The 20,012-nt window shown below is 52.1% G+C and carries 24 protein-coding genes; 5 read left to right on the top strand and 19 right to left on the bottom strand.

Features of this window, described 5'->3' with window-relative positions; genetic code table 11:
• The first annotated feature begins 23 nt into the window (after positions 1-23).
• A complete protein-coding gene (locus QUE74_RS20335; protein WP_000449454.1) occupies positions 24-467 on the top strand; it encodes a YhbP family protein in 444 nt (147 codons plus the stop codon).
• Here QUE74_RS20335 and yhbO read toward each other — a convergent pair.
• A complete protein-coding gene (gene yhbO, locus QUE74_RS20330; protein ID WP_000037614.1) occupies positions 447-965 on the bottom strand; it encodes a protein/nucleic acid deglycase in 519 nt (172 codons plus the stop codon). The two genes, QUE74_RS20335 and yhbO, sit on opposite strands and share 21 nt — an antisense overlap.
• Positions 966-1,092: 127 nt before the next feature.
• Between yhbO and QUE74_RS20325 the strand changes: the two genes are divergently transcribed.
• Together QUE74_RS20325 and QUE74_RS20320 are read left to right on the top strand one after the other, a co-directional pair.
• On the top strand, positions 1,093-1,728 hold the full coding sequence (locus tag QUE74_RS20325; protein WP_001352912.1) for an NAD(P)H-binding protein: 636 nt from the start codon (positions 1,093-1,095) through the stop codon (positions 1,726-1,728).
• 72 nt (positions 1,729-1,800) lie between these two features.
• On the top strand, positions 1,801-2,841 hold the full coding sequence (locus QUE74_RS20320; protein WP_000147587.1) for a permease: 1,041 nt from the start codon (positions 1,801-1,803) through the stop codon (positions 2,839-2,841).
• Positions 2,842-3,044: 203 nt separating this feature from the next.
• Here the strand turns inward: QUE74_RS20320 and dolP are convergent, their stop codons facing one another.
• The 4 genes from dolP to lpoA are packed head-to-tail and all read right to left on the bottom strand — an operon-like array spanning position 3,045 to position 6,629.
• Positions 3,045-3,620 (bottom strand): division/outer membrane stress-associated lipid-binding lipoprotein, encoded by a 576-nt coding sequence (gene dolP / locus QUE74_RS20315; RefSeq protein WP_000646033.1) that lies wholly within the window; start codon positions 3,618-3,620, stop codon positions 3,045-3,047.
• A 9-nt stretch (positions 3,621-3,629) separates the two neighbouring features.
• A complete protein-coding gene (diaA, locus tag QUE74_RS20310) occupies positions 3,630-4,220 on the bottom strand; it encodes a DnaA initiator-associating protein DiaA (RefSeq protein WP_001158035.1) in 591 nt (196 codons plus the stop codon).
• Between the two features lie 19 nt (positions 4,221-4,239).
• Positions 4,240-4,635, bottom strand: a complete 396-nt coding sequence (locus QUE74_RS20305; RefSeq protein WP_000246844.1) for a YraN family protein — start codon at positions 4,633-4,635, stop codon at positions 4,240-4,242.
• Entirely contained in the window at positions 4,593-6,629 is a 2,037-nt protein-coding gene (lpoA, locus tag QUE74_RS20300; RefSeq protein WP_000249091.1) for a penicillin-binding protein activator LpoA, read from the bottom strand. Before lpoA ends, QUE74_RS20305 begins: the two co-directional genes overlap by 43 nt.
• 64 nt (positions 6,630-6,693) lie before the next feature.
• Here lpoA and rsmI point away from each other — a divergent pair, with 64 nt between their 5' ends.
• The gene (gene rsmI, locus QUE74_RS20295; protein WP_000809263.1) at positions 6,694-7,557 is read left to right on the top strand and encodes a 16S rRNA (cytidine(1402)-2'-O)-methyltransferase; all 864 of its coding nucleotides are present in this window, start codon (positions 6,694-6,696) and stop codon (positions 7,555-7,557) included.
• Positions 7,558-7,606: 49 nt separating this feature from the next.
• Here rsmI and QUE74_RS20290 read toward each other — a convergent pair whose 3' ends face one another.
• The 12 genes from QUE74_RS20290 to kbaZ all read right to left on the bottom strand — a co-directional run bounded on the left by QUE74_RS20290 (position 7,607) and on the right by kbaZ (position 18,036).
• A complete protein-coding gene (locus QUE74_RS20290; RefSeq protein ID WP_072157066.1) occupies positions 7,607-8,374 on the bottom strand; it encodes a galactosamine-6-phosphate isomerase in 768 nt (255 codons plus the stop codon).
• A complete protein-coding gene (agaD, locus tag QUE74_RS20285) occupies positions 8,375-9,166 on the bottom strand; it encodes a PTS galactosamine transporter subunit IID (RefSeq protein ID WP_000534360.1) in 792 nt (263 codons plus the stop codon).
• On the bottom strand, positions 9,156-9,959 hold the full coding sequence (gene agaC, locus QUE74_RS20280; RefSeq protein ID WP_000544466.1) for a PTS galactosamine transporter subunit IIC: 804 nt from the start codon (positions 9,957-9,959) through the stop codon (positions 9,156-9,158). Before agaC ends, agaD begins: the two co-directional genes overlap by 11 nt.
• 38 nt (positions 9,960-9,997) lie before the next feature.
• The gene (gene agaB, locus QUE74_RS20275; RefSeq protein WP_000098012.1) at positions 9,998-10,474 is read right to left on the bottom strand and encodes a PTS galactosamine transporter subunit IIB; all 477 of its coding nucleotides are present in this window, start codon (positions 10,472-10,474) and stop codon (positions 9,998-10,000) included.
• A gap of 166 nt (positions 10,475-10,640) precedes the next feature.
• Positions 10,641-11,501 carry a tagatose-bisphosphate aldolase subunit KbaY gene (gene kbaY / locus QUE74_RS20270; RefSeq protein WP_000022773.1) on the bottom strand — a complete coding sequence of 287 codons (861 nt, stop codon included), beginning with the start codon at positions 11,499-11,501 and terminating at the stop codon, positions 10,641-10,643.
• A gap of 12 nt (positions 11,502-11,513) precedes the next feature.
• A complete protein-coding gene (locus QUE74_RS20265) occupies positions 11,514-12,668 on the bottom strand; it encodes an AgaS family sugar isomerase (RefSeq protein WP_001114897.1) in 1,155 nt (384 codons plus the stop codon).
• A 351-nt stretch (positions 12,669-13,019) separates the two neighbouring features.
• Positions 13,020-14,153: an N-acetylglucosamine-6-phosphate deacetylase gene (gene nagA, locus QUE74_RS20260; RefSeq protein ID WP_001360988.1), complete on the bottom strand. Its 1,134-nt coding sequence runs from the start codon at positions 14,151-14,153 to the stop codon at positions 13,020-13,022.
• Entirely contained in the window at positions 14,150-14,584 is a 435-nt protein-coding gene (gene agaF / locus QUE74_RS20255; RefSeq protein WP_000948820.1) for a PTS galactosamine/N-acetylgalactosamine transporter subunit IIA, read from the bottom strand. Before agaF ends, nagA begins: the two co-directional genes overlap by 4 nt.
• Before the next feature lie 17 nt (positions 14,585-14,601).
• Complete coding sequence (gene agaE, locus QUE74_RS20250; RefSeq protein ID WP_001295548.1) at positions 14,602-15,480, bottom strand: PTS N-acetylgalactosamine transporter subunit IID; 879 nt, start codon at positions 15,478-15,480, stop codon at positions 14,602-14,604.
• Positions 15,470-16,249 (bottom strand): PTS N-acetylgalactosamine transporter subunit IIC, encoded by a 780-nt coding sequence (agaW, locus tag QUE74_RS20245; RefSeq protein WP_000406214.1) that lies wholly within the window; start codon positions 16,247-16,249, stop codon positions 15,470-15,472. The genes agaE and agaW overlap by 11 nt, the downstream gene beginning before the upstream one ends.
• 10 nt (positions 16,250-16,259) lie before the next feature.
• Complete coding sequence (gene agaV / locus QUE74_RS20240) at positions 16,260-16,733, bottom strand: PTS N-acetylgalactosamine transporter subunit IIB (RefSeq protein ID WP_001354983.1); 474 nt, start codon at positions 16,731-16,733, stop codon at positions 16,260-16,262.
• Positions 16,734-16,755: 22 nt separating this feature from the next.
• Positions 16,756-18,036 (bottom strand): tagatose-bisphosphate aldolase subunit KbaZ, encoded by a 1,281-nt coding sequence (gene kbaZ / locus QUE74_RS20235; protein WP_001360987.1) that lies wholly within the window; start codon positions 18,034-18,036, stop codon positions 16,756-16,758.
• A gap of 248 nt (positions 18,037-18,284) precedes the next feature.
• On the opposite strand from kbaZ, the gene agaR reads away from it, so the two are divergent.
• The gene (agaR, locus tag QUE74_RS20230; protein WP_000072187.1) at positions 18,285-19,094 is read left to right on the top strand and encodes an aga operon transcriptional regulator AgaR; all 810 of its coding nucleotides are present in this window, start codon (positions 18,285-18,287) and stop codon (positions 19,092-19,094) included.
• Positions 19,095-19,148: 54 nt separating this feature from the next.
• On the opposite strand, the gene yhaV is transcribed toward agaR, so the two are convergent.
• Together yhaV and prlF are read right to left on the bottom strand one after the other, a co-directional pair.
• Positions 19,149-19,613 carry a type II toxin-antitoxin system ribonuclease toxin YhaV gene (yhaV, locus tag QUE74_RS20225; RefSeq protein ID WP_000347256.1) on the bottom strand — a complete coding sequence of 155 codons (465 nt, stop codon included), beginning with the start codon at positions 19,611-19,613 and terminating at the stop codon, positions 19,149-19,151.
• Positions 19,613-19,948, bottom strand: coding sequence for a type II toxin-antitoxin system antitoxin PrlF (gene prlF / locus QUE74_RS20220; RefSeq protein WP_001296435.1), 336 nt, complete (start codon positions 19,946-19,948; stop codon positions 19,613-19,615). Before prlF ends, yhaV begins: the two co-directional genes overlap by 1 nt.
• Positions 19,949-20,012: the final 64 nt, after the last annotated feature.

Genomic DNA, 20,012 nt, shown 5'->3' with positions numbered 1-20,012 from the left:
CCACAGTATAAAAGAGAACAGCTATGGAAACACTCACCGCCATCAGCCGTTGGCTGGCAAAACAACATGTTGTCACCTGGTGTGTGCAGCAGGAAGGGGAATTGTGGTGCGCCAATGCCTTTTATCTTTTTGATGCACAGAAAGTTGCCTTCTACATTTTGACGGAGGAAAAAACGCGTCACGCGCAGATGAGTGGGCCGCAGGCGGCAGTTGCTGGAACGGTAAACGGTCAGCCGAAAACGGTAGCGTTAATTCGCGGTGTGCAGTTTAAAGGTGAGATCCGCAGACTGGAAGGTGAGGAAAGCGACCTTGCGCGCAAGGCGTATAATCGTCGCTTTCCGGTTGCCAGAATGCTGTCGGCGCCGGTGTGGGAAATCCGGCTTGATGAAATCAAATTCACTGACAACACGCTGGGCTTTGGTAAAAAAATGATTTGGCTACGTAGCTCAGGCACCGAGCAGGCGTAACGCCTCGCGGTTAAACGCGGGCAAATCGTCCGGTGTCCGACTGGTAACCAGCTGATCTTTATCGACCACCACTTCCTGATCGTAAAATTCCGCGCCCGCGTTTTTAACATCAATCACAATCGGTTTAACCGCGGTCAGTTTGCGTCCCCGAATCACATCGGCGCTGATCAGCAGCTGCGGACCGTGGCAAATGGCAAACACCGGTTTGCCGCTATTCACAAAATCACGGGTAAAGGTGACAAAACGGTTGTCGCCACGCAGATAATCCGGTGAATGGCCGCCCGGTAGCAGCAGGGCATCAAACTCCGCTGGCGTCACTTCATCGATGGATTTATCGATGGTCACGCTGGCTTCTCCTTTTTTCCCTTTCACCGTTTTACCCGCTTGTTTTTCAATGGTAATCACTTCGTGTCCGGCTTTACGGAACTCGTCTGCGGGTGAAGTAAATTCTGAATCCTCAAATTCATCAGTGATTAAAACGGCAATTTTCTTACTCATGCTTCCTCCGCGTTGTTGCATTGGATGAGGCGAATTTCTCACAATCGGGGATAATTACCTCATGGTCTATTAAGCCTGGTGCATGAGCCGGGGAGCGCAAGGCAGACAATTCTGTAAAGGAGCGAAGATGAGTCAGGTACTGATTACAGGCGCAACGGGGCTGGTGGGCGGTCACCTGCTGCGGATGTTGATTAACGAACCGAAAGTTAACGCTATTGCTGCACCGACGCGACGTCCGTTGGGAGATATGCCAGGAGTGTTCAATCCCCATGATCCGCAACTGACCGACGCGCTGGCACAGGTCACCGATCCCATCGACATTGTGTTTTGTTGTCTCGGCACCACGCGGCGGGAAGCGGGGAGCAAAGAAGCGTTTATTCATGCCGATTACACGCTGGTTGTGGATACCGCATTAACCGGACGGCGACTGGGTGCTCAGCATATGCTGGTAGTCAGTGCTATGGGGGCCAATCCCCACTCGCCGTTTTTCTATAACCGCGTCAAAGGGGAGATGGAAGAAGCGTTAATCGCCCAGAACTGGCCGAAACTGACCATTGCCCGTCCGTCGATGTTGCTGGGCGATCGCAGCAAGCAGCGGATGAACGAAACGCTTTTTGCACCGTTGTTTCGTCTGCTACCGGGTAACTGGAAATCCATTGATGCGCGAGACGTGGCGCGGGTCATGCTGGCAGAGGCGATGCGGCCTGAGCATGAAGGTGTGACTATTTTAAGCTCTTCAGAATTACGCAAAAGAGCTGAATAATTATTCCCAAGAATTGATAGTGAGCGTAATATTCACGCGCTCAATTATCATAACTAATTCCTGGGGAATGCTATGACTGGTCAGTCTTCATCTCAGGCGGCAACGCCCATTCAGTGGTGGAAACCCGCGCTTTTCTTTCTCGTTGTCATTGCTGGTCTCTGGTATGTGAAATGGCAACCTTACTACGGCAAAGCGTTTACCGCCGCCGAAACTCACAACATCGGTAAATCAATACTCTCACAGGCGGATGCTAATCCGTGGCAGGCGGCGTTGGATTACGCGATGATCTATTTCCTCGCGGTATGGAAAGCGGCGGTGCTGGGAGTGATCCTCGGGTCGTTGATTCAGGTGCTGATCCCTCGTGACTGGCTGCTGCGTACGCTTGGGCAATCGCGCTTTCGCGGCACGCTGCTGGGAACGCTGTTTTCGCTGCCGGGCATGATGTGTACTTGCTGTGCGGCACCGGTCGCGGCGGGGATGCGTCGCCAACAGGTGTCGATGGGCGGGGCGCTGGCATTCTGGATGGGCAATCCGTTGTTAAATCCGGCGACGCTGGTGTTTATGGGTTTTGTCCTCGGCTGGGGCTTTGCGGCGATTCGTCTGGTGGCGGGACTGGTGATGGTGTTGCTGATTGCGACCCTGGTGCAAAAATGGGTGCGTGAAACACCGCAAACACAGGCACCGGTCGAAATTGATATGCCGGAAGTGCAGGGCGGATTCTTTAGCCGCTGGGGTAGGGCGCTATGGACGCTTTTCTGGAGTACGATCCCGGTATATATCCTTGCCGTACTGGCGTTGGGTGCCGCTCGCGTCTGGTTATTCCCCCATGCCGATGGTGCTGTCGATAACAGCCTGATGTGGGTGATTGCGATGGCGGTAGCGGGATGCTTGTTTGTCATTCCCACGGCAGCAGAAATTCCGATTGTACAAACGATGATGCTGGCAGGTATGGGAACCGCTCCGGCGCTGGCATTGTTGATGACGCTTCCTGCTGTAAGTTTGCCGTCGCTGATAATGTTGCGTAAAGCGTTCCCGGCGAAAGCCTTATGGCTGACGGGTGCGATGGTGGCGGTGTCTGGTGTGATTGTCGGCGGGCTGGCGCTGTTGTTCTGATTTGAGGGAAAACATGTCGGATGCGGCGTAAACGCCTTATCCGACCTACGGTTTGCATCGTTGCAGGCCTGATAAGACGCGGCAAGCGTCGCATCAGGCAACGGCAGTCGGATGCGGCGCAGGCGCCTTATCCGACCTACGGTTTGTGTCGTGTAGGCCTGATAAGACGCGGCAAGCGTCGCATCAGGCATTACAAGGTGCTGCTATTTAATAAACGTAAACGCTGTGGTTACACGTTTTACGCCGCTCACCCGACTGGCAATATCTGCCGCCGCTTTCGCTTCACGTTCAGTCACCAGCCCCATCAGGAACACTTCACCGTTTTCGGTGGTCACTTTCACGTTGGACGATTTCACCAGGTCGCTGGTTAAGAGCTGCGAACGCACTTTGGTGGTGATCCACGTATCGTTAGACGCTTCGCCCAGACCAATCGGCTGGCCCTGACGAATCTCGTTATACACTTCGTTGGCACCGTCTACGCCCATAGCAATCTGTTTGGCGCGAGCCGAAAGTTCAGCGTTTGGTGACTGCCCAACCAGCAGCACTTTGCCCTGATAGGCCGTTACATTAATGCGTGCTTCTTTCTTGATTTGTTCGTCTTTCGACAATGCGCTGTTCACGCGCACTTCCAGGGTTCCATCATCCACCTGGGTGCCGACACTGCGTGGGTCAGTTGCGGCTTTTGTACCCACAGCCGCGGTGCCCACTACGGCGGCAGCAACGCAACCTTGCAACAGCAGTGCGGAAATAAGGACTGCGATTGGCGATAATGCCTTCATGTATTCTCCTTAAACATCCTGGTGAGGGAAAAGCGTGTTATCGATCAGATCGCACAAGCAATTTACCGTCAGCATATGCATTTCCTGAATGCGAGCACTACGATGCGAAGGAATGCGGATCTCCACATCCTGTGGCCCTAACAACCCTGCAAGTTCACCGCCGTCATAGCCAGTCAATGCCACAATGGTCATATCACGCGTAACAGCAGCTTCTACTGCTTTTACGATATCGCGGCTGTTGCCACGGGTGGAAATGGCTAACAACACATCTCCCGCATGCCCCAGCGCCCGCACTTGTTTTGCATACACTTCATCATGTAAGCGATCGTTGGCAATCGCCGTTAAGACAACATTATCAGTATTTAGTGCAATGGCAGGTAAGCTGGGCCGCTCCGTTTCGAATCGGTTGATCATGCTGGCAGCAAAATGCTGTGCATTGGCAGCGGAAGTTCCATTACCACAACAGAGGATTTTGTTGCCATTGAGCAGAGACTGAACCAGCGTCATGGCTGCACGGGAGATGGCATCCGGAAGCGCCTCTGCTGCCGCAATTTGAGTTTGAATGCTTTCAGTGAAGCAAGCTTTAATTCGTTCTTGCACGCTAATCCTTAAACCTTAATTATGAGTGGTCATTAAAGGCATCCTTAATCCACTCAACTTCATTCCCGGTGAAGGCTACCACATCGAACCGGCAATCCACAGTATCAAAACTCCCATTATGACGCGCGAGCCACAAGCGGGCAGTCTGTAATAATTTGTGTTGTTTGCTGCGGGTCACACTGGCTGCCGCACCACCGTAAAGGGCTGAGCGGCGGTAACGCACCTCGACAAAAACGGTGGTCCTGCCTTCACGCATTATCAGATCGATCTCGCCGCCACGCTCGTTCACGTTAGCGGCGACAAACCGCAGTCCTTTGCTCTCCAGCCAGCGACGCGCTTGTGCCTCCCACGCATCGCCGGTCTGTTTAGTGGTTAACTGGCGGGGACTACCTGACCTTGTTGGTACTGTAGCCATGATAACTTCCTGTTAATTACGCAATCCGGGTTAGCCGTCAGACTTCCGGTATTACCGTTGATTTCGAAACCCTGAACCTGGCGCATCTGTGAGAAATGATTTGCCAACGACCAGGCATCAACGCCCATCGCATACATGCGAGCCAGCGAATAATCGTTATTCACCGCACTGAGCGCCTGCTGCATTAATGGCAGATTACCGCCCGCCAGCATCGGGATTTCGCTATATTGCAAACCTTCCATTTCCAGACGGAAATCCGGACCCGCGGTGCCTTGTGCGCTTCGGGAGCTTGCGTACAGCGTTGCACCGCTCTGGCTACCGTTACGCATGGCGATCATCGGTTTGATAAAAGCGATTTCACCCGGCGTTGCCACAATGTACACCGCATCGACACGACCGCCATTATTGGTGAACTGGTCATCGGTTGGCGTGGTTTGCAGCGTTGGATTGTTGGTCGTCATGCCGGAGTCGGTTGTTTCTCTGGGAGTAATCGGGCTACCGGTTAAAGCGATACCAGAACCACCGTTAACTCCCGCGCGTAATTCGCTGGTGGAACCAAATTTTTGTTGCAGAACGGTGCCGCCGCCCAGCTTCTGCCACTCTTGCGCAAACGCATTGGCTACGCGATCGCCCAGCGAACTGCGAGGGATCAGCACCAGTGGCGCTTGTTTACCCTGGTCACGAATATGACGCGCTGCATCGCGCGCTTCGTCTTCCGGTGAAAGCGCGAAGTAACAAATATTGACGCGGTTTTCGATATTTTCTGGCTGGTTCAGTGCCAGCACGTTCAGCGGGGTGTTGCTTTTCAGTAACTCTTCAACGTTATTTTTCAGCAACGGACCGACCACAATACTCGCGCCATCCTGCTGAACCTGGTTGAGGATCTGGCTAAGCGGTTGTGATGAGGTATCATAAATTTTCAGCTCTGCGGATGGATTCGCGGGGGCGCTTACCGCCGCAGTGTTTGCCGCCGGGGCGCTTACAGGCACTGGTTGAGCCGCGGTTTCTTCGCCTGTCAGATCGCTAACCGAGGCTTGTGCCGGGCTGGCAACGCCGTCAACAGTTTGCTGCTGGGGTTGTTCTGCAACGTCTGCGATTGGTGCGGCAGTTGCCTGTGCCGCCACTGGCTGAGTGCCGATATTTTTCGCCGCTTCAAAGCCTTGCTGAATAGTGCGGCCAAATACCGCTGCCTGGCCATTCAGTGGCAACAGCAGGGCTATTTTGTTGGTTGACGCTGGTTTAAATGCTTTTACGTTTACCAACTGCGTAGGCAGCATTTTCGCGCCCGGGTTGTTCGGATAACGTTTCTGCCAGTCGGCGATCCCAGCTTTCATCATGTCGGGATCGTTACGGTTATCAAACCAGACGCGCTGCAGATCAAGCCAGCCTTGCAGAATATTTTCGTCGGCGTTGATCACCAGCGTATTCGCCTGGTCCTGAGTCATGGAGGAGAGTGCCTGCCATGTAGCATCAATATTCTGTTGCTTTTCTTTCGCGCCGAGCAGGGGTTCCTGAGCAATTAAGGCGCGCAGTAAATCAATGGAAGGACGCCCCTGACTGGCATCGATTTTTGCCTGCCAGTAACGCGCCTGCTGGTTTTGATCTAAATCGGCAGGTGTGATTTTCGCCAGCAGGGTTTGTGCGCCAGCAAAATCTTTCTGCGCCAGCTTAATTTCTACTGCCAGAAGAGTTTTCTCGCGACGCTGGTAATCGTTCAGTTCCTGCGGCAGCTGGTTAAACAGCTCCACCGCCTGCCCGGTTTTACCTTCTTTCACCAGTGCACGAATGGCGAGTAATTGCCAGTTGATCCTGGTATCATCAGCGCTTTGCTGCATCTGCTGAAGATAAAAGGCAGAATCAGCCTGCGCCGTGCCCTGCATATAGGCAGTGGACTGATCGGGAGTATGGGTGCCACAACCGGCGAAAATCAGGGCTGCCAGAACAACAGGCAGACAACGCGCGGCTTTCAAACGAGAAAATGTTGAGGGTACCATAATGTATCCAGTGATATTTTTTTTACGCAATGCTCAATATTAAATCGGCAATACGGACGACACAATGAAACAACACCAATCGGCGGATAATTCTCAGGGCCAGCTTTACATTGTACCGACGCCAATCGGCAATCTGGCAGATATCACCCAGCGTGCGTTGGAGGTTTTACAGGCCGTTGATCTGATTGCCGCCGAGGATACGCGTCATACCGGTTTACTGCTGCAACATTTTGGAATTAACGCCAGGTTGTTCGCCTTGCACGACCATAACGAACAACAGAAAGCCGAAACGTTACTGGCGAAGCTGCAGGAAGGGCAAAACATTGCGCTGGTGTCCGATGCCGGAACGCCACTGATTAACGATCCCGGCTATCATCTGGTGCGTACCTGCCGAGAAGCGGGGATTCGCGTGGTGCCACTACCGGGGCCGTGTGCTGCTATCACTGCATTAAGTGCTGCGGGTTTACCATCCGATCGTTTTTGTTATGAAGGCTTTTTACCTGCCAAATCAAAAGGCCGCCGTGATGCGCTAAAAGCCATTGAAGCGGAGCCGCGCACGCTGATTTTTTATGAATCCACCCACCGTCTGTTAGATAGCCTGGAAGATATCGTTGCTGTGCTGGGTGAGTCCCGTTACGTGGTGCTGGCGCGTGAGCTCACCAAAACCTGGGAAACCATTCACGGCGCGCCCGTTGGCGAGCTGCTGGCGTGGGTAAAAGAAGATGAAAACCGTCGCAAAGGCGAAATGGTGCTGATTGTTGAAGGCCATAAAGCGCAGGAAGAAGACTTACCCGCCGATGCCCTGCGCACGCTGGCGCTGTTGCAGGCAGAACTGCCGCTGAAAAAAGCGGCGGCGCTGGCAGCAGAAATTCACGGCGTGAAGAAAAATGCGCTGTATAAGTATGCGCTGGAACAGCAGGGGGAGTGATTACAGGCGTCGCAGCAAGAATAGAGCTGCAACGCCTACACCGGGCGATTTAACGACGACACATCTCATCAATCATGCATGTGAAATAGTTATGCAGCCATAAAAACGAAGCCGGGATAGCGGTAGAGACTTTAGCCGTGAGAAAACGTTCTGTCGCATCCTGCTTTCCTTCGCCAGTTATCAGTAACAAAACTTCGCGGGCATTGAGAATATCCTTCAGGCCTAAAGTGATCCCACGAGTCACGGGACGGCCCGCGGTTTTTAACATCTCATGTTGTTGCGTTCTGGTATCAAGCTGGCTGATATGGCTTGCTGGTTGCAGACTTTCTCCCGGTTCGTTCAGCCCAAGATGGCCGTTTTTTCCCAATCCGAGAACGCATAAATCCAGACCGCCTTTGCGCGCAATCAGGTTCGTTACCCGTTCGCACTCTGTCTCATTTATCTCTTCAGAGCGAAAGCTGATGAGCTGGTCTTCACGTAGCCCCAGCGGCTGCACGATATGCTGTTGAAGGAAAGTTTCGCAGGTGCCAGGCATTGTTAATGGCAGATCCACCCATTCGTCGAGCTTCACGAAGGTTAGTTGGCTGACATCAACCTGCTGCTGGTGGATTTTTTCTACCAGATAATGATACGTCAGTAATGGTGTGGCTCCGGTCGCCAGGCAAATCACGGCATCCGGTTTGCTACGGATCACGGCCAATAAATATTCGCTGGCACGTTCACTTAACGCCGTATAGTTTTCAACTTGTTGAAGGGTTTGCACAGGATGAAATTCCTTTAGTAAAGAGGCACCACCAGACGCAGTGCCTCGTTCCATTTACAAAATGCCGAATGCGGAACAAACAATAGAGAGCACAAAAGTCACGCCGATTAACAGCACCGGATGCGCTTTTTTCACCCGCAGGAAGTAATACATCAACAGGGTGTAGGCCATCGGTAAAATGTTCGGGAAGACTTTATCGAAGAAATCCTGCTGCAGCGCGACGCTGTGGGTACTGTCGATGGCAAACGATGTCACCACGTTAATATGCACATACGAAGCGATCAGCCCGCCGATTACCGTGATCCCGAGGATGGTTGCCGAACGAGCAATCATCTGCGAGTTCTCTCGCACTTTATCGATCGCCTTCACGCCGACTGAATAACCGACGTGGGTCCAGCCGACGCGCAGGAAGAAGATAAGCAGGTAAACGGCGAAAAATAGAATCGGCCCCAGCAGGTTTCCCTGACTGGCAAACGATGAGCAAATCCCCGCCATAATCGGCAACAAAGTAAACCAGAAAATCGCATCACCAATCCCGGCGATTGGGCCAAACAGCGCCACTTTGAGGCCTTTAATGGTGTCGCGGTTTTCTCCTTTTTCTTCCATCGAAATTAATAACCCCATCAGGAATCCGACCAGATTCGGGTGAGTATTAATAAATTCGAGGTTATCTTTCATCGCCGCGCTTAGGCCCGGTTTGTCGTCCTTATAAATCTTTTTCAGGAGCGGCAACATCGCCCAGGTAAAACCGCCCGCCTGCATCCTTTCGTAGTTAAAGCTCGCTTGCAGGAGTGACGAACGAAAGCCCAGACGGGTGATATCTTTTTTACTGATTTCAGATCCCATTGCTGTAGTCCTCTTCTTCATTTTTACTGGCAACGGGCTGCGGTTGCGCTTGCTGCCGGGATTTCGCATTGAAAAACTCATACACCGCAAAGCCTGCGCCCAGTACGGCAACCGGCAACAGGTTGCTGACCTGGATGTAGCAAACAAACAGGAAACCGGCGATCAGGTAAGGGATATATTGCGCTTTGAACATTACGCGCAGCAGCAAGCCAAAACCAACGGCAGGCAGAATGCCGCCAGCCACTTCAAAGCCGTGGGTCAGCCAGGCGGGCATCGCTTTCACCAGCGCCTGCATCGCCCCTTGCGCCAGGTAAGTACAGAGGAAAGCAATCACCGCATACGCTGAAGCGACGATGAGCATCGTTGTCCAGTTAAGTCGGGAAAACGCTGCTGTATCCGCCTCTTTCGCACAATTATCAGCTTTGGTCATAAATAATGAGAATGCCGAATAGAAGAACAGAATGACGTACTGCATTAACAAACTAAACGGCAGACCAAGGCCAATTGCCGTTTTGGCATCGACGCCCGTAGACCATGCAATGACGGTAGTCATCAGACCCGCCATAATTGGGTTGGGCGGCTGTACACCACCTGCGGGGGTTAATCCGGCGAAAGCCAGTTCTGTTAGGCCACCGGTAATTAAGCCAGTCTGAATATCACCGAGAATAGCACCTGTAAGGGTACAAACGATTATCGGGCGGAATAAAAATAAGGCTTCCAGCCAAAAATCAATCCCCAGAACGAAAACTAACGCCGCCAGGGATAATCCCTGAATTAGGGTTATTTCATGCATTTTTATTACCTCAAACCAGTATTAAGGCGATTTTAAATTTAGTCAGGGATTTGTTCTTTTTGATCGCCGGGGACGTCCTGAATAAAAATATTCACACCGCGTTGTTTAATAAAGCGTAAGTCCGTGAGATCCTGGTCATCGACATAAACTTTACTGCTGATTTGCTTTTTACCTTCCGAGAAATGCATATTGCCGACGTTGACATCTTTCAGGTCAATGCCACCTTCTATCAATTTACGTACCGTTTGTGGCGTACGGCAAATCAGGAAGATCTTCTGATGCGGTGCAGCTTTGCCGATGACGTTAATGGTTTTTTCGATAGTAAAGAAACGAATGCCAAAGCCGTAGGTTTCCGCGGTAATACCCATTAATTTCTGTTGAATATCATCGTTAGCGACAACATCATCCACGACCACCAGCAGATTTGCACCGATGGTAGATGTCCAGGTCACACCAACCTGACCGTGAACCAGACGGTTATCAATACGGGTTAAGAGAATATTTGGACTGCTCATTGTGTAATCCTCACCATAAAGTTGAATAATATAATTTTTTTAAATATATTATTGTTGCGATATTTTACTGATGTATTTATTAAGGTTTAGTTATCTCCTTTACCATTAAGGCACTCCCCGATATTAATCGGGAAGTACATTGGGATAAATCATAAAAAACTAATGATTATGCTGAAATTCGATTCGCTGAACCACAGACATTAATTTTATTTCTGACAACTTCTTTCATCGCATCCATACCGACGCGCATATAATAACGAGGATCATTACCCTGCGGATTTTCCGCAAACCAGGCTTTAACCGCGCCAGCGAAAGCTATTTTTAATTCTGTGGCAACGTTTACTTTTGTGACGCCAAGTTCAATAGTGCGGCGGACAAATTCATCTGGAACATCGCTGGCACCATGCAGCACCAGAGGAACATCTACCACTTCACGAATTTCCGCCAGTCGCTGGAAATCAATCTTCGGCGTTTTGCTGTATAAGCCGTGCGCCGTACCAATCGCTACCGCCAGGCTGTCGACGCCAGTCAGTTCGACAAAGCGTTTAGCTTCTTGTGGATCGGTCAGGAATGCACTTTCGGCGTCAACGCTCATGTCATCTTCAACACCGCCCAGGCGGCCCAGTTCTGCTTCCACGCTGCAATCCTGTGAGTGGCAGAAGTCGACAACCGATTTCACCAGCTTCACGTTCTCGTCAAACGGGAAGTGGCTGCCGTCGATCATCGCACTGCGCACGCCTGCGTGGACTTTACGGCGAATATCATCCAGCGATTCGTGGTGGTCGAGATGCAGCGCCAGTGGCATGTTGTAGGTTGTGGAATAGGCGCTACACAGGGCGTAGATCTCTTCCAGCGCGATATGTTTAAAGGTCCCCGGCGTCCCGGCGAGGATCACCGGCGATCGCATTTCACTGCACACTTCGAGGATCGCCTGGATCGTCTCGGCGTTATGAATGTTAAAAGCAGGCACCGCGTAGCCATTGGCCTGGGCGTCCTGTAACAGATATTTGGTGGAGATAATGCTCATAATGCGATCCTCTTATGCCTGCCACGGATGAATGATTACGCCTTGCACCACGCGGTTAACGGTGCCGCTGGCTGATGGGGTATCCGGCGTATTGCCCATGTGCAGCGATTGCATCAGTGCAAATGTCTGGGCGTACATCAGGAAGCAAAATGCCTGCTCAACGTCGATAAAGTGACGGGACGGCGGCAGGATGATATGTGGACCGGCGGTAATAACGTCGTTGCTTTCCGCGGCGATAGCGATTACGCGCATTGCCTGGTTGTCACGGCGGAGTTCTGCCAGCAGATCAAGATCATACTGACGCGTATAGGGGTGGCTGGAGACAAACACCACCACCAGCGTTTCGTCATCGACCAGTGATTTAGGCCCATGACGGAATCCGGTCGGGGAATCATAAAAGGCCGCCAGTTTACCCGCCGTTAGTTCAAGCACTTTCAGCGCCGACTCGCGTGCTGCACCCTGTAATCCACCACTGCCGAGATAAACGATCCGTTTCCACGGTGCGTAACCAAACACACCTTCGCTGAAATCGCCCAGTGAGGTCAGGATCGCCTGGCAACGATCCGCTACGTCGCGGAAGGTCTGGCTATTGATTGTCTCAGGTGCGAAAACCGCGAGGCAGCTGGCCATCATAGTGGTAATGCTGCTTGTCATCGCAAAGCCGCGATCGTGCGTTTCTGCGGGCATCAGCAGGGCAAACGCGTTGTCGCTGTTGATCGCGTTTTGGTAAAGAGCGCCCGCTTCGTTGCAGGTGATCGGCAGGTGATAGCATTCCGGTACAAACTGATTCGCCAGTTCCACGGCGGCGACGCTTTCCGGGCTGTTGCCGGATCGACCGAAGGAGATCATCAGCAGCGGATGAGCTGGATTCAGGTAGTCCATCGGATTGGTGACCAGATCGGTGGTTGGTACGGCGCTGAAGTTTTTACCGGTATGGCTGGCGAGCCACGGCGCGATGATGTCACCGATAAATGCCGAGGTTCCGGCTCCGGTCAGGATGATCCGCAGATTCTCTTTGCGCAGTAACGGTTCAAGGAAGTTATTGAGCGCGGAACGTAGCGCGTCGATGTTGGTGAGTGAACGGATCCATGCGCGAGGCTGATGGCGGATCTCTTCTTCAGTCCATGTGCCGGTGGTGGCGGCCGCTGGGGTGTAATTTTCTGGCATAACTCAATCCTTAGTCTGATGAACTTGACTTCCGGCATTGCAGGTTTCGCTTGCCTTTCGTTTCATTTCACTTGGTGATTCGTTTCGTTGATTAAAATCTATAGAAAAGAAATCGAAAGTTCAATGGAGAAAAAAGAAATAAAACGAAATTTGTGATCGTTGAAAGAAAAGACAAGGGAAGATTAAAGGATTGCGTGATGACGTCGCTATGTGTACCGATTGCTGGAAGCGGCGTACCGTTAGAGCGGATAAGACGCGCCAGCGTCGCATTCGACACCACTGCACAGATTAAAACGAAAGAAAAAGAAAGGCCTTACGGGGGAAGTGAAGGCCCAATAAAGGAGCAAATCATCAAAACGAAGCTAATTGACCCTGAATCCAGATTTGTTGCACATGCAGTCCGCTATCCAGCGCAACGACGCTGGCGCGTTTGCCCGGTTTAAGTGATCCCAAAACACCATCAACACCCAGCATTCGCGCCGGATGCAGCGACGCCATATGGATGGCTTCCGCTGGCGTTACGCCCGTCAGCTCGACCATATTGCGAACAGCCGCATCAACAGACAGCGTACTGCCCGCCAGTCCACCGGACGCGGTACGGACAACGCCGTCGTGCATCTGCACCTCTTCACCACATAACGTATAGCGACCATCCGGCATCCCGGCTGCCTGCATCGCGTCGGTGATGAGCACGATTCTCTCTTTCGCACAGCAACAACACAGCGACATCGCCGCCGGATGTACATGATGACCATCGGCTATCAGTTCCAGCCAGGCGCGCTTGTCCGTTAATCCTGCGCCAACCATTCCCGGTTCGCGGTGATGTAAACCTGTCATCCCGTTATAGCAATGCACCAGGCCGTCGGCACCAGCGTCAAACGCGGCGCGGGTTTGTTGCCAGGTTGCTGCGCTATGTCCCAGCATTACCCGCACGTTCTGCTGTTTAAGATGACGAATGGCTTGTAACGCGCCCGTTTTTTCCGGTGCCAGCGCCACCACGCGCAAGGTATGCCGTGAAACAGCAATCAATTGATCCAGCTCGGCAATTTCCAGCTCGCGAAACAGCTCCGGCGGATGTGCGCCTTTATTCTGCGGCGTGAAGTACGGTCCTTCGAGATAACTCCCCAGCACTTGCGCACCAGGTCCACCGCGCTGGCAGCGTAGAGCAATACGTTCCAGCGCCGCATGAATGGTATTAAGCGGCGCGGTTACGGTAGTCGGCAACCAACTGCCGACACCTTCCCGTGCCTTGTGCATTGCCAGCTTGTCGAGCACATCCGGCGCGTCATCCATAACATCAACGCCCGCACCACCGTGTACATGGGTATCGATATAAGCGGGGCAGAGCAGTTCCGCATCGCGTTCAGCCACGCCCACTGGAATCGGTTCGATTGCTGCAATTACACCGTCAGCAATATGCAACTGATGATCATCAAGCCAGCCCTCCTCAGTCAGCAGCCTTCTGGCGCGCAGAACGTGTGTCATATTCCTTCCTCGACCGGACATTCTTCATGGCAGCGGCCTAACTCGTCCACCAGACTGGTCAGCCCACGGTGTCCACTCTCCAGCGCCTGTACACGGAATTCTTCACCGCTTAACCCTTCGCGCTCCAGCACCATTTCCAGTAACAGTTGCAAATTGGTGCCGGTGATCACTTCATAGCCCGGTTTTTGCATCGCCAGCGTTGAAGCCACGCGAAACGGTGTGCCGCCCAGCAAATCTGTCAGAAAAACAATGCCGTCTTCACAATCCAGTTTGGCAATGGCTTCTTCAAGCTGCGATGTAAGCAGCGCAGTGCTTGAGGTTTCCGGAAAATCAATGGCGATAAACTGCGACTGCTCGCCGAGGATTTGCTTCATTGCTTTTTCCATGCCGCTGGCAAATCCGCCATGCCCTGTCAAAATAATACTTAACATCTAATACCTCATTGTATTTAAAGGAAATGACAGAATTTACCGACGATGCCAAGAACCACGGTAACCGCAATCAGGCGCAGCGGACTCCAGCCGCGGCGTACCAGCCAGAACATGGTCAGGGTGTAGACCAGCGGTAAGAAGGCAGGCATCAGTTTGTCGATAACGTCAGCCTGCAGCTTAACCACTGCGTCGCCCGCCGTGATTTCCAGCGTGGTGCTTAAACGAACATAGGTTGCCACCAGCGCGCCGATCACCGTCATCCCAACGATAGACGCTGCATGGCCGACTTTTTTGGTATTCGCTTTAATGAGTGGGATCGCCGCCACGCCCATGCGGTAAGCATAATGCGCCAGACCAAAACGCAGCCCCAGGTGTACCACGTTGAACAGCACAATAAAGACGACTGCGCCAAGAATAGAGCCTTGCAATGCCAGACTGGCACCAATCCCGCCACAAATCGGCAGTAACGTTAGCCAGAACATGGCATCGCCAATCCCGCCGAGCGGCGCACCGACGGCAATTTTGGTGCTCTGAATACTGTTAACGTCCTGCTTAGAACGCTCCATCGCGAGGATAATGCCAATAACAAACGTCACCAGAAATGGATGGGTATTGAAGAAACCCATATGTCCCTTCATGGCGCGCGCCAGGTCGCGTTTATTAGTGTGGATCTTTTTCAGAGCAGGCAGCAGACCGTACAACCAGCCGGAAGCCTGCATACGCTCGTAGTTAAAAGACGCTTGTAACAGCATGGAACGCCAGGCGACGCGGTTGATATCTTTTTTTGTTAGCTCCGCGCCAATGCTCTGATCTTCGTATACGTTTTCATTGACGCCTGTCAGTAGTGTCTCTTCATTTTCGCTGACGTTCGGCAGGGTGGTTTGATTAGATGCCATCTTCAAATTCCTCTTTCTGTGCCGCAGGTTGAGTCGGTTCAGGAGATTTACGCAGCAGGTCGATCAGCGCCATCGCCAGCGCGGCGGCAGCAATAGCCAGCACCGGTAACTTGAGCCAGGCGGCGGCAACGAAGCCCAGGATGAAGTAGGGGATATAGACGTTTTTCATCATGATTTTCAGCAGCACGGCAAAACCGATTGCTGGCATGATGCCGCCCGCGACGCCAAGGCCGTCGATTAACCGTTGCGGCAGGACATCAATGATGGTTTTTGCATGCTCCGCGCCGAAGTAGATAGGCAGGAAAGCGCAGAGAAAATAGAACGTGCCGAGTGCCAGCAATGCCAGATAGTTCACGCGTTCAATGCCGCGAGTATCGGCGTTCTCCGCCATCCGGTCGCAGCGGGACATCACGCCAGACATCACCGAGAACAGGAAGGTAATCCCCATCTGTACTGCGACAGCGAAAGGTACGGCGACACCGACCGCGACATCCGGTTTCACACCAGTAGTAATGGCAAATGCCGTGCCGACGATAGTTCCGATAATCACGTTAGGCGGCTGTGCGCCCGCCAGTGGTGCCAGCCCCATCCACACCAGTTCCAGCGTACCGCCGGTTAAAATACCGGTATGCAGATCGCCAAGCACCAACCCAACTAACGGGCCGAGGACCACCGGGCGGTGCATATGGGTCAAGCCGTTAAACATATCCAGGCCAGCGATAAAGGCGATAATGCCCAACGCAAATGCCTGCAACAGACTGATTTCCATAATGAATCCCTCAAAGTAATTTAAAGAGGTCCACAGCAGGTTCTGTCGGAACGCCCTGAACGAAGCATTCCACCCCAGCGGCTTTCAGGCCGTTAAATGCCGCGATATCGCTCGCATCCACAGAAACCGTTTTGGCAATTTGCTGCTTGCCATTGGCATAGTGCATGTTGCCAACGTTAATGCGACTCACCGGGACCCCACCTTTAACCAGCGTCAGGAAATCGGCAGGTGTTTTACAAACCAGCAGAATTTTCTGCCGATCGGCGGCGCGGTGGATGTTGTCGATCACTTTTTGCAGCGTCCAGAAACGTACGGCGATCCCTTCTGCCAGTACCATTTCCATCAGGTTTTGTTGTACCGGATCTTCGGCAACCTCGTCATTGGCTACCAGCACCAGATTTGCCCCCGCGAATCCGACCCACTGAACGCCGACCTGACCGTGAATCAAGCGTTCATCAATCCGGCTTAAAACAATATTTGGCATAGCGTGTTCCTCTTTGTTTTGCTTATTGGCCTTCACAGGCTGTGTGGTACTGCGCCAGGATGTCCTGAATATGGTTGATAATGAGTTCCCGTGGCGTTGGCTGCAGCTCGCCGGAGCGAACTTTCACGTATTGCAGCGGCAGGTACTGACTGATGAGCGGCAGCGGAATCGGTGAATCCGCCAGATTACGAACCAGATGAGCGAAAGCGTCATCAATCTGGCTGTCCGGCCAGTAATAGCGCACGCGATCCGAGTAGCTATAACCACGCGCCAGGCGACGTGCGTTGCCGTCACCGTGGTAGTGGCTTTGCCAGTATTCCGGGCGGTCGAGCATCACGTTTTCCAGTACCTGACGCAGACCGGAACAGGCTTTCGCTGGCACCAGTTCTTCTTCAATCGCTGCCAGTGAAAACAGTGCTTCACGCAGGGCGAAGGTCAGCGCTGGGCCAACTTTCAGAATGGAAAAGTGGTCAATCACCAGCTGGCGCAGCGATTGCGGCGTTTGATAATCGGTAGAGTGCGCTTCGAAAATCAGCGTTTCGTAGTTTTCGACCATCTGGCTTAAGGCGGTCGCTTTAGCTGGCTGATAATCAATAACGTTGGTGTGATCGAATTCGACGCCGGGTTGTACCACCAGAGCAATGATGCGTGGCCAGATGGCATTCAGACCTTGCTTTTCAAAGGCGTGACGATGGGCTTCCAGCGTGGCGCGGGCGGCATCCGGCGTGGTGACCGCCAGCTCGCTTAAGGTTTCATGCGCGCCGCCAGGTACCGGCACTTCGGTACCAATGACATAGACCAGATCGGCTTCGCCAAAGTGTTCACGGCAGGTTTCTTCCGCGACTTTAGCCAGTCGGGCGGCGCGTTCAGCCACGATGTCATCGGTTAAGGGAACCGGATCGTCCTGACAGGACATGCTGCAATCAAGGTGAATTTTTTTGAATCCTGCCGCCACGTAGCTTTTAATCAAATCATCGGCATTGGCCATCGCCTGAGCTGCAGGCAGGTTTTGCCAGCGGTTTGGCCCCAGATGATCACCACCCAGAATCAACGCGTCTTGTGGGAAATTCAATGAGTCGGCGAGCTGACAAACAAAGCCGCGAAAATCGGCGGGTGTCATTCCGGTATAACCGCCGAACTGGTCCACCTGATTGGATGTCGCTTCAATCAGTAACGGTGTTTGGTTTGCACTGGCGTAGCGGATTGCAGCTTCCAGCACCAGCGGGTGTGCGGAACAAACGGCATAAATCCCATTTGTTTTGCCCTCTTTGTGCTGCCTCACCATTTCTGTCAGATGTTTCACTTTCCTCTCCAGTTCAGATTGCTGCGATATTAATCTTTCGTTTTGTTTCAGTTGATACTGCGTCATGGTGAGATAAAAATAAAACGAAAGATAATAGTTTTCTGATCTGATTCACAAAAGAAACATAATGAAAGTCACTGAAACGAGAGTAGCTTGCGTCAATGGGCAAGGTGGGCTTGCATTTGCTCAATAGAAAGGCGTTAATAGACAAAACGAAATGAAACGAAAGTTTTACGAAAGGACTTACTATGAGTAATACCGACGCTTCAGGCGAGAAGCGAGTGACAGGCACCAGCGAGCGACGAGAACAAATCATTCAGCGCCTGCGACAGCAAGGGAGTGTGCAGGTTAACGATCTGTCGGCATTGTATGGCGTATCTACTGTGACGATCCGCAACGATCTGGCGTTTCTGGAAAAGCAGGGGATCGCTGTGCGGGCCTATGGCGGCGCGTTGATCTGCGATAGCACGACGCCGTCAGTCGAGCCATCAGTGGAAGATAAAAGCGCGCTGAACACTGCGATGAAACGCAGCGTTGCGAAAGCTGCCGTTGAGTTGATTCAGCCAGGTCATCGGGTGATCCTCGATTCCGGGACCACCACTTTTGAGATTGCTCGTCTGATGCGCAAGCACACTGACGTAATTGCGATGACCAATGGTATGAACGTAGCCAATGCACTGCTGGAAGCAGAAGGCGTTGAACTTCTTATGACCGGCGGGCATCTGCGGCGTCAGTCGCAATCTTTTTACGGCGATCAGGCTGAACAATCGCTACAAAATTACCACTTTGATATGCTTTTTCTCGGCGTAGATGCGATCGATCTGGAGCGCGGCGTCAGCACGCATAATGAAGATGAAGCCCGTTTAAACCGTCGGATGTGCGAAGTTGCGGAACGGATCATTGTGGTCACCGATTCCAGTAAGTTCAACCGTTCCAGTTTACATAAGATCATTGATACTCAACGTATCGACATGATCATTGTTGATGAAGGCATTCCTGCGGATAGTCTGGAAGGACTGCGAAAGGCTGGGGTTGAAGTGATTCTGGTCGGGGAGTGAGAAAGGGGGCCCGCTGGTCAACACCAATGTGTTCGGCGGGCATTGTGAACACCATCAATGGTTTTCTTCTGTCTCTTGGGTGAGGCTTTCCCAGCCGGCAGGAGGATGTCCTCTTTTTAACATTTTACTGAATACGGTATAGGCATCTGTTTTTTTACCGTAGGTGCGCAGCGTGTTTTCATCGTTCATCCATCCCAGAATGATGACTTTCTCTTTTTCACTGTAACGAAAGAAGAGACGATAGCGACCAGCACCAAATTTTACCCGTGACCAGTCTTTATTTTTCCCAGAGCCTAACGACTTGCCATGACGGAATGCCGGTGATGATGGATTGACCGTGATATGCTCCTCAATCACTTTATGGACCACCGCCAATAACTTTGTGGCAGCTTTTCTCTGATAATTTTCAGGATCTTTTCCCTTTAATGCCTCGACTTCGGCAACTAAAGCATCGTAGGTTTCCTGAAAACAGGGATGAGCATATAGCGCCCAACCATTAACCCTTTGTGGAAAATCCATTATTCGTCGTCGCCAATCTCATCGTCAATGTTGACGTCCATGCCAGCGACAAGTTTCTTTCCTTGTTGAATGTCGAATGGACGAGTTTTTTGCGGGTTATTCTGGATATCTGCATCCAGAAAACGCAAAAATGCATTCATAGTATGATCCTCCTGTTCATCTCCCAGTCGGCACATAAATACTTGCCCACCAGGCAGAATTTCGTAATGAATGCTGTCCAGGCCTGGCTTCAGTTTTAAGGCCTCACGCACTGGCGCGGGGATAGTTGTTTGTCCGCGTATCGTGACCTTTGATTCAGTGGTCAGTACAGCGTTAGAGCGAGCATTAGCGGGCATTATTTACTGTCCTTTTACAGCCTGTTTTCTGCTCAAATTATAAGCTTGAACTAAGGTAATGCAA

This window comes from Escherichia sp. 10290, from assembly GCF_030295155.1.
Classification (GTDB): Bacteria; Pseudomonadota; Gammaproteobacteria; order Enterobacterales; family Enterobacteriaceae; genus Escherichia; species Escherichia coli_F.
This window is presented reverse-complemented; position numbering and strand designations above follow the sequence as displayed.

Bases quoted from the DNA above. Each gene is read 5' to 3' on its own strand.
- QUE74_RS20335 (WP_000449454.1), top strand. From the start codon at position 24: ATGGAAACACTCACCGCCATCAGCCGTTGGCTGGCAAAACAACATGTT.
- yhbO (WP_000037614.1), bottom strand. From the start codon at position 965: ATGAGTAAGAAAATTGCCGTTTTAATCACTGATGAATTTGAGGATTCA.
- QUE74_RS20325 (WP_001352912.1), top strand. From the start codon at position 1,093: ATGAGTCAGGTACTGATTACAGGCGCAACGGGGCTGGTGGGCGGTCAC.
- QUE74_RS20320 (WP_000147587.1), top strand. From the start codon at position 1,801: ATGACTGGTCAGTCTTCATCTCAGGCGGCAACGCCCATTCAGTGGTGG.
- dolP (WP_000646033.1), bottom strand. From the start codon at position 3,620: ATGAAGGCATTATCGCCAATCGCAGTCCTTATTTCCGCACTGCTGTTG.
- QUE74_RS20305 (WP_000246844.1), bottom strand. From the start codon at position 4,635: ATGGCTACAGTACCAACAAGGTCAGGTAGTCCCCGCCAGTTAACCACT.
- lpoA (WP_000249091.1), bottom strand. From the start codon at position 6,629: ATGGTACCCTCAACATTTTCTCGTTTGAAAGCCGCGCGTTGTCTGCCT.
- rsmI (WP_000809263.1), top strand. From the start codon at position 6,694: ATGAAACAACACCAATCGGCGGATAATTCTCAGGGCCAGCTTTACATT.
- QUE74_RS20290 (WP_072157066.1), bottom strand. From the start codon at position 8,374: ATGGAACGAGGCACTGCGTCTGGTGGTGCCTCTTTACTAAAGGAATTT.
- agaD (WP_000534360.1), bottom strand. From the start codon at position 9,166: ATGGGATCTGAAATCAGTAAAAAAGATATCACCCGTCTGGGCTTTCGT.
- agaC (WP_000544466.1), bottom strand. From the start codon at position 9,959: ATGCATGAAATAACCCTAATTCAGGGATTATCCCTGGCGGCGTTAGTT.
- agaB (WP_000098012.1), bottom strand. From the start codon at position 10,474: ATGAGCAGTCCAAATATTCTCTTAACCCGTATTGATAACCGTCTGGTT.
- kbaY (WP_000022773.1), bottom strand. From the start codon at position 11,501: ATGAGCATTATCTCCACCAAATATCTGTTACAGGACGCCCAGGCCAAT.
- QUE74_RS20265 (WP_001114897.1), bottom strand. From the start codon at position 12,668: ATGCCAGAAAATTACACCCCAGCGGCCGCCACCACCGGCACATGGACT.
- nagA (WP_001360988.1), bottom strand. From the start codon at position 14,153: ATGACACACGTTCTGCGCGCCAGAAGGCTGCTGACTGAGGAGGGCTGG.
- agaF (WP_000948820.1), bottom strand. From the start codon at position 14,584: ATGTTAAGTATTATTTTGACAGGGCATGGCGGATTTGCCAGCGGCATG.
- agaE (WP_001295548.1), bottom strand. From the start codon at position 15,480: ATGGCATCTAATCAAACCACCCTGCCGAACGTCAGCGAAAATGAAGAG.
- agaW (WP_000406214.1), bottom strand. From the start codon at position 16,249: ATGGAAATCAGTCTGTTGCAGGCATTTGCGTTGGGCATTATCGCCTTT.
- agaV (WP_001354983.1), bottom strand. From the start codon at position 16,733: ATGCCAAATATTGTTTTAAGCCGGATTGATGAACGCTTGATTCACGGT.
- agaR (WP_000072187.1), top strand. From the start codon at position 18,285: ATGAGTAATACCGACGCTTCAGGCGAGAAGCGAGTGACAGGCACCAGC.
- yhaV (WP_000347256.1), bottom strand. From the start codon at position 19,613: ATGGATTTTCCACAAAGGGTTAATGGTTGGGCGCTATATGCTCATCCC.
- prlF (WP_001296435.1), bottom strand. From the start codon at position 19,948: ATGCCCGCTAATGCTCGCTCTAACGCTGTACTGACCACTGAATCAAAG.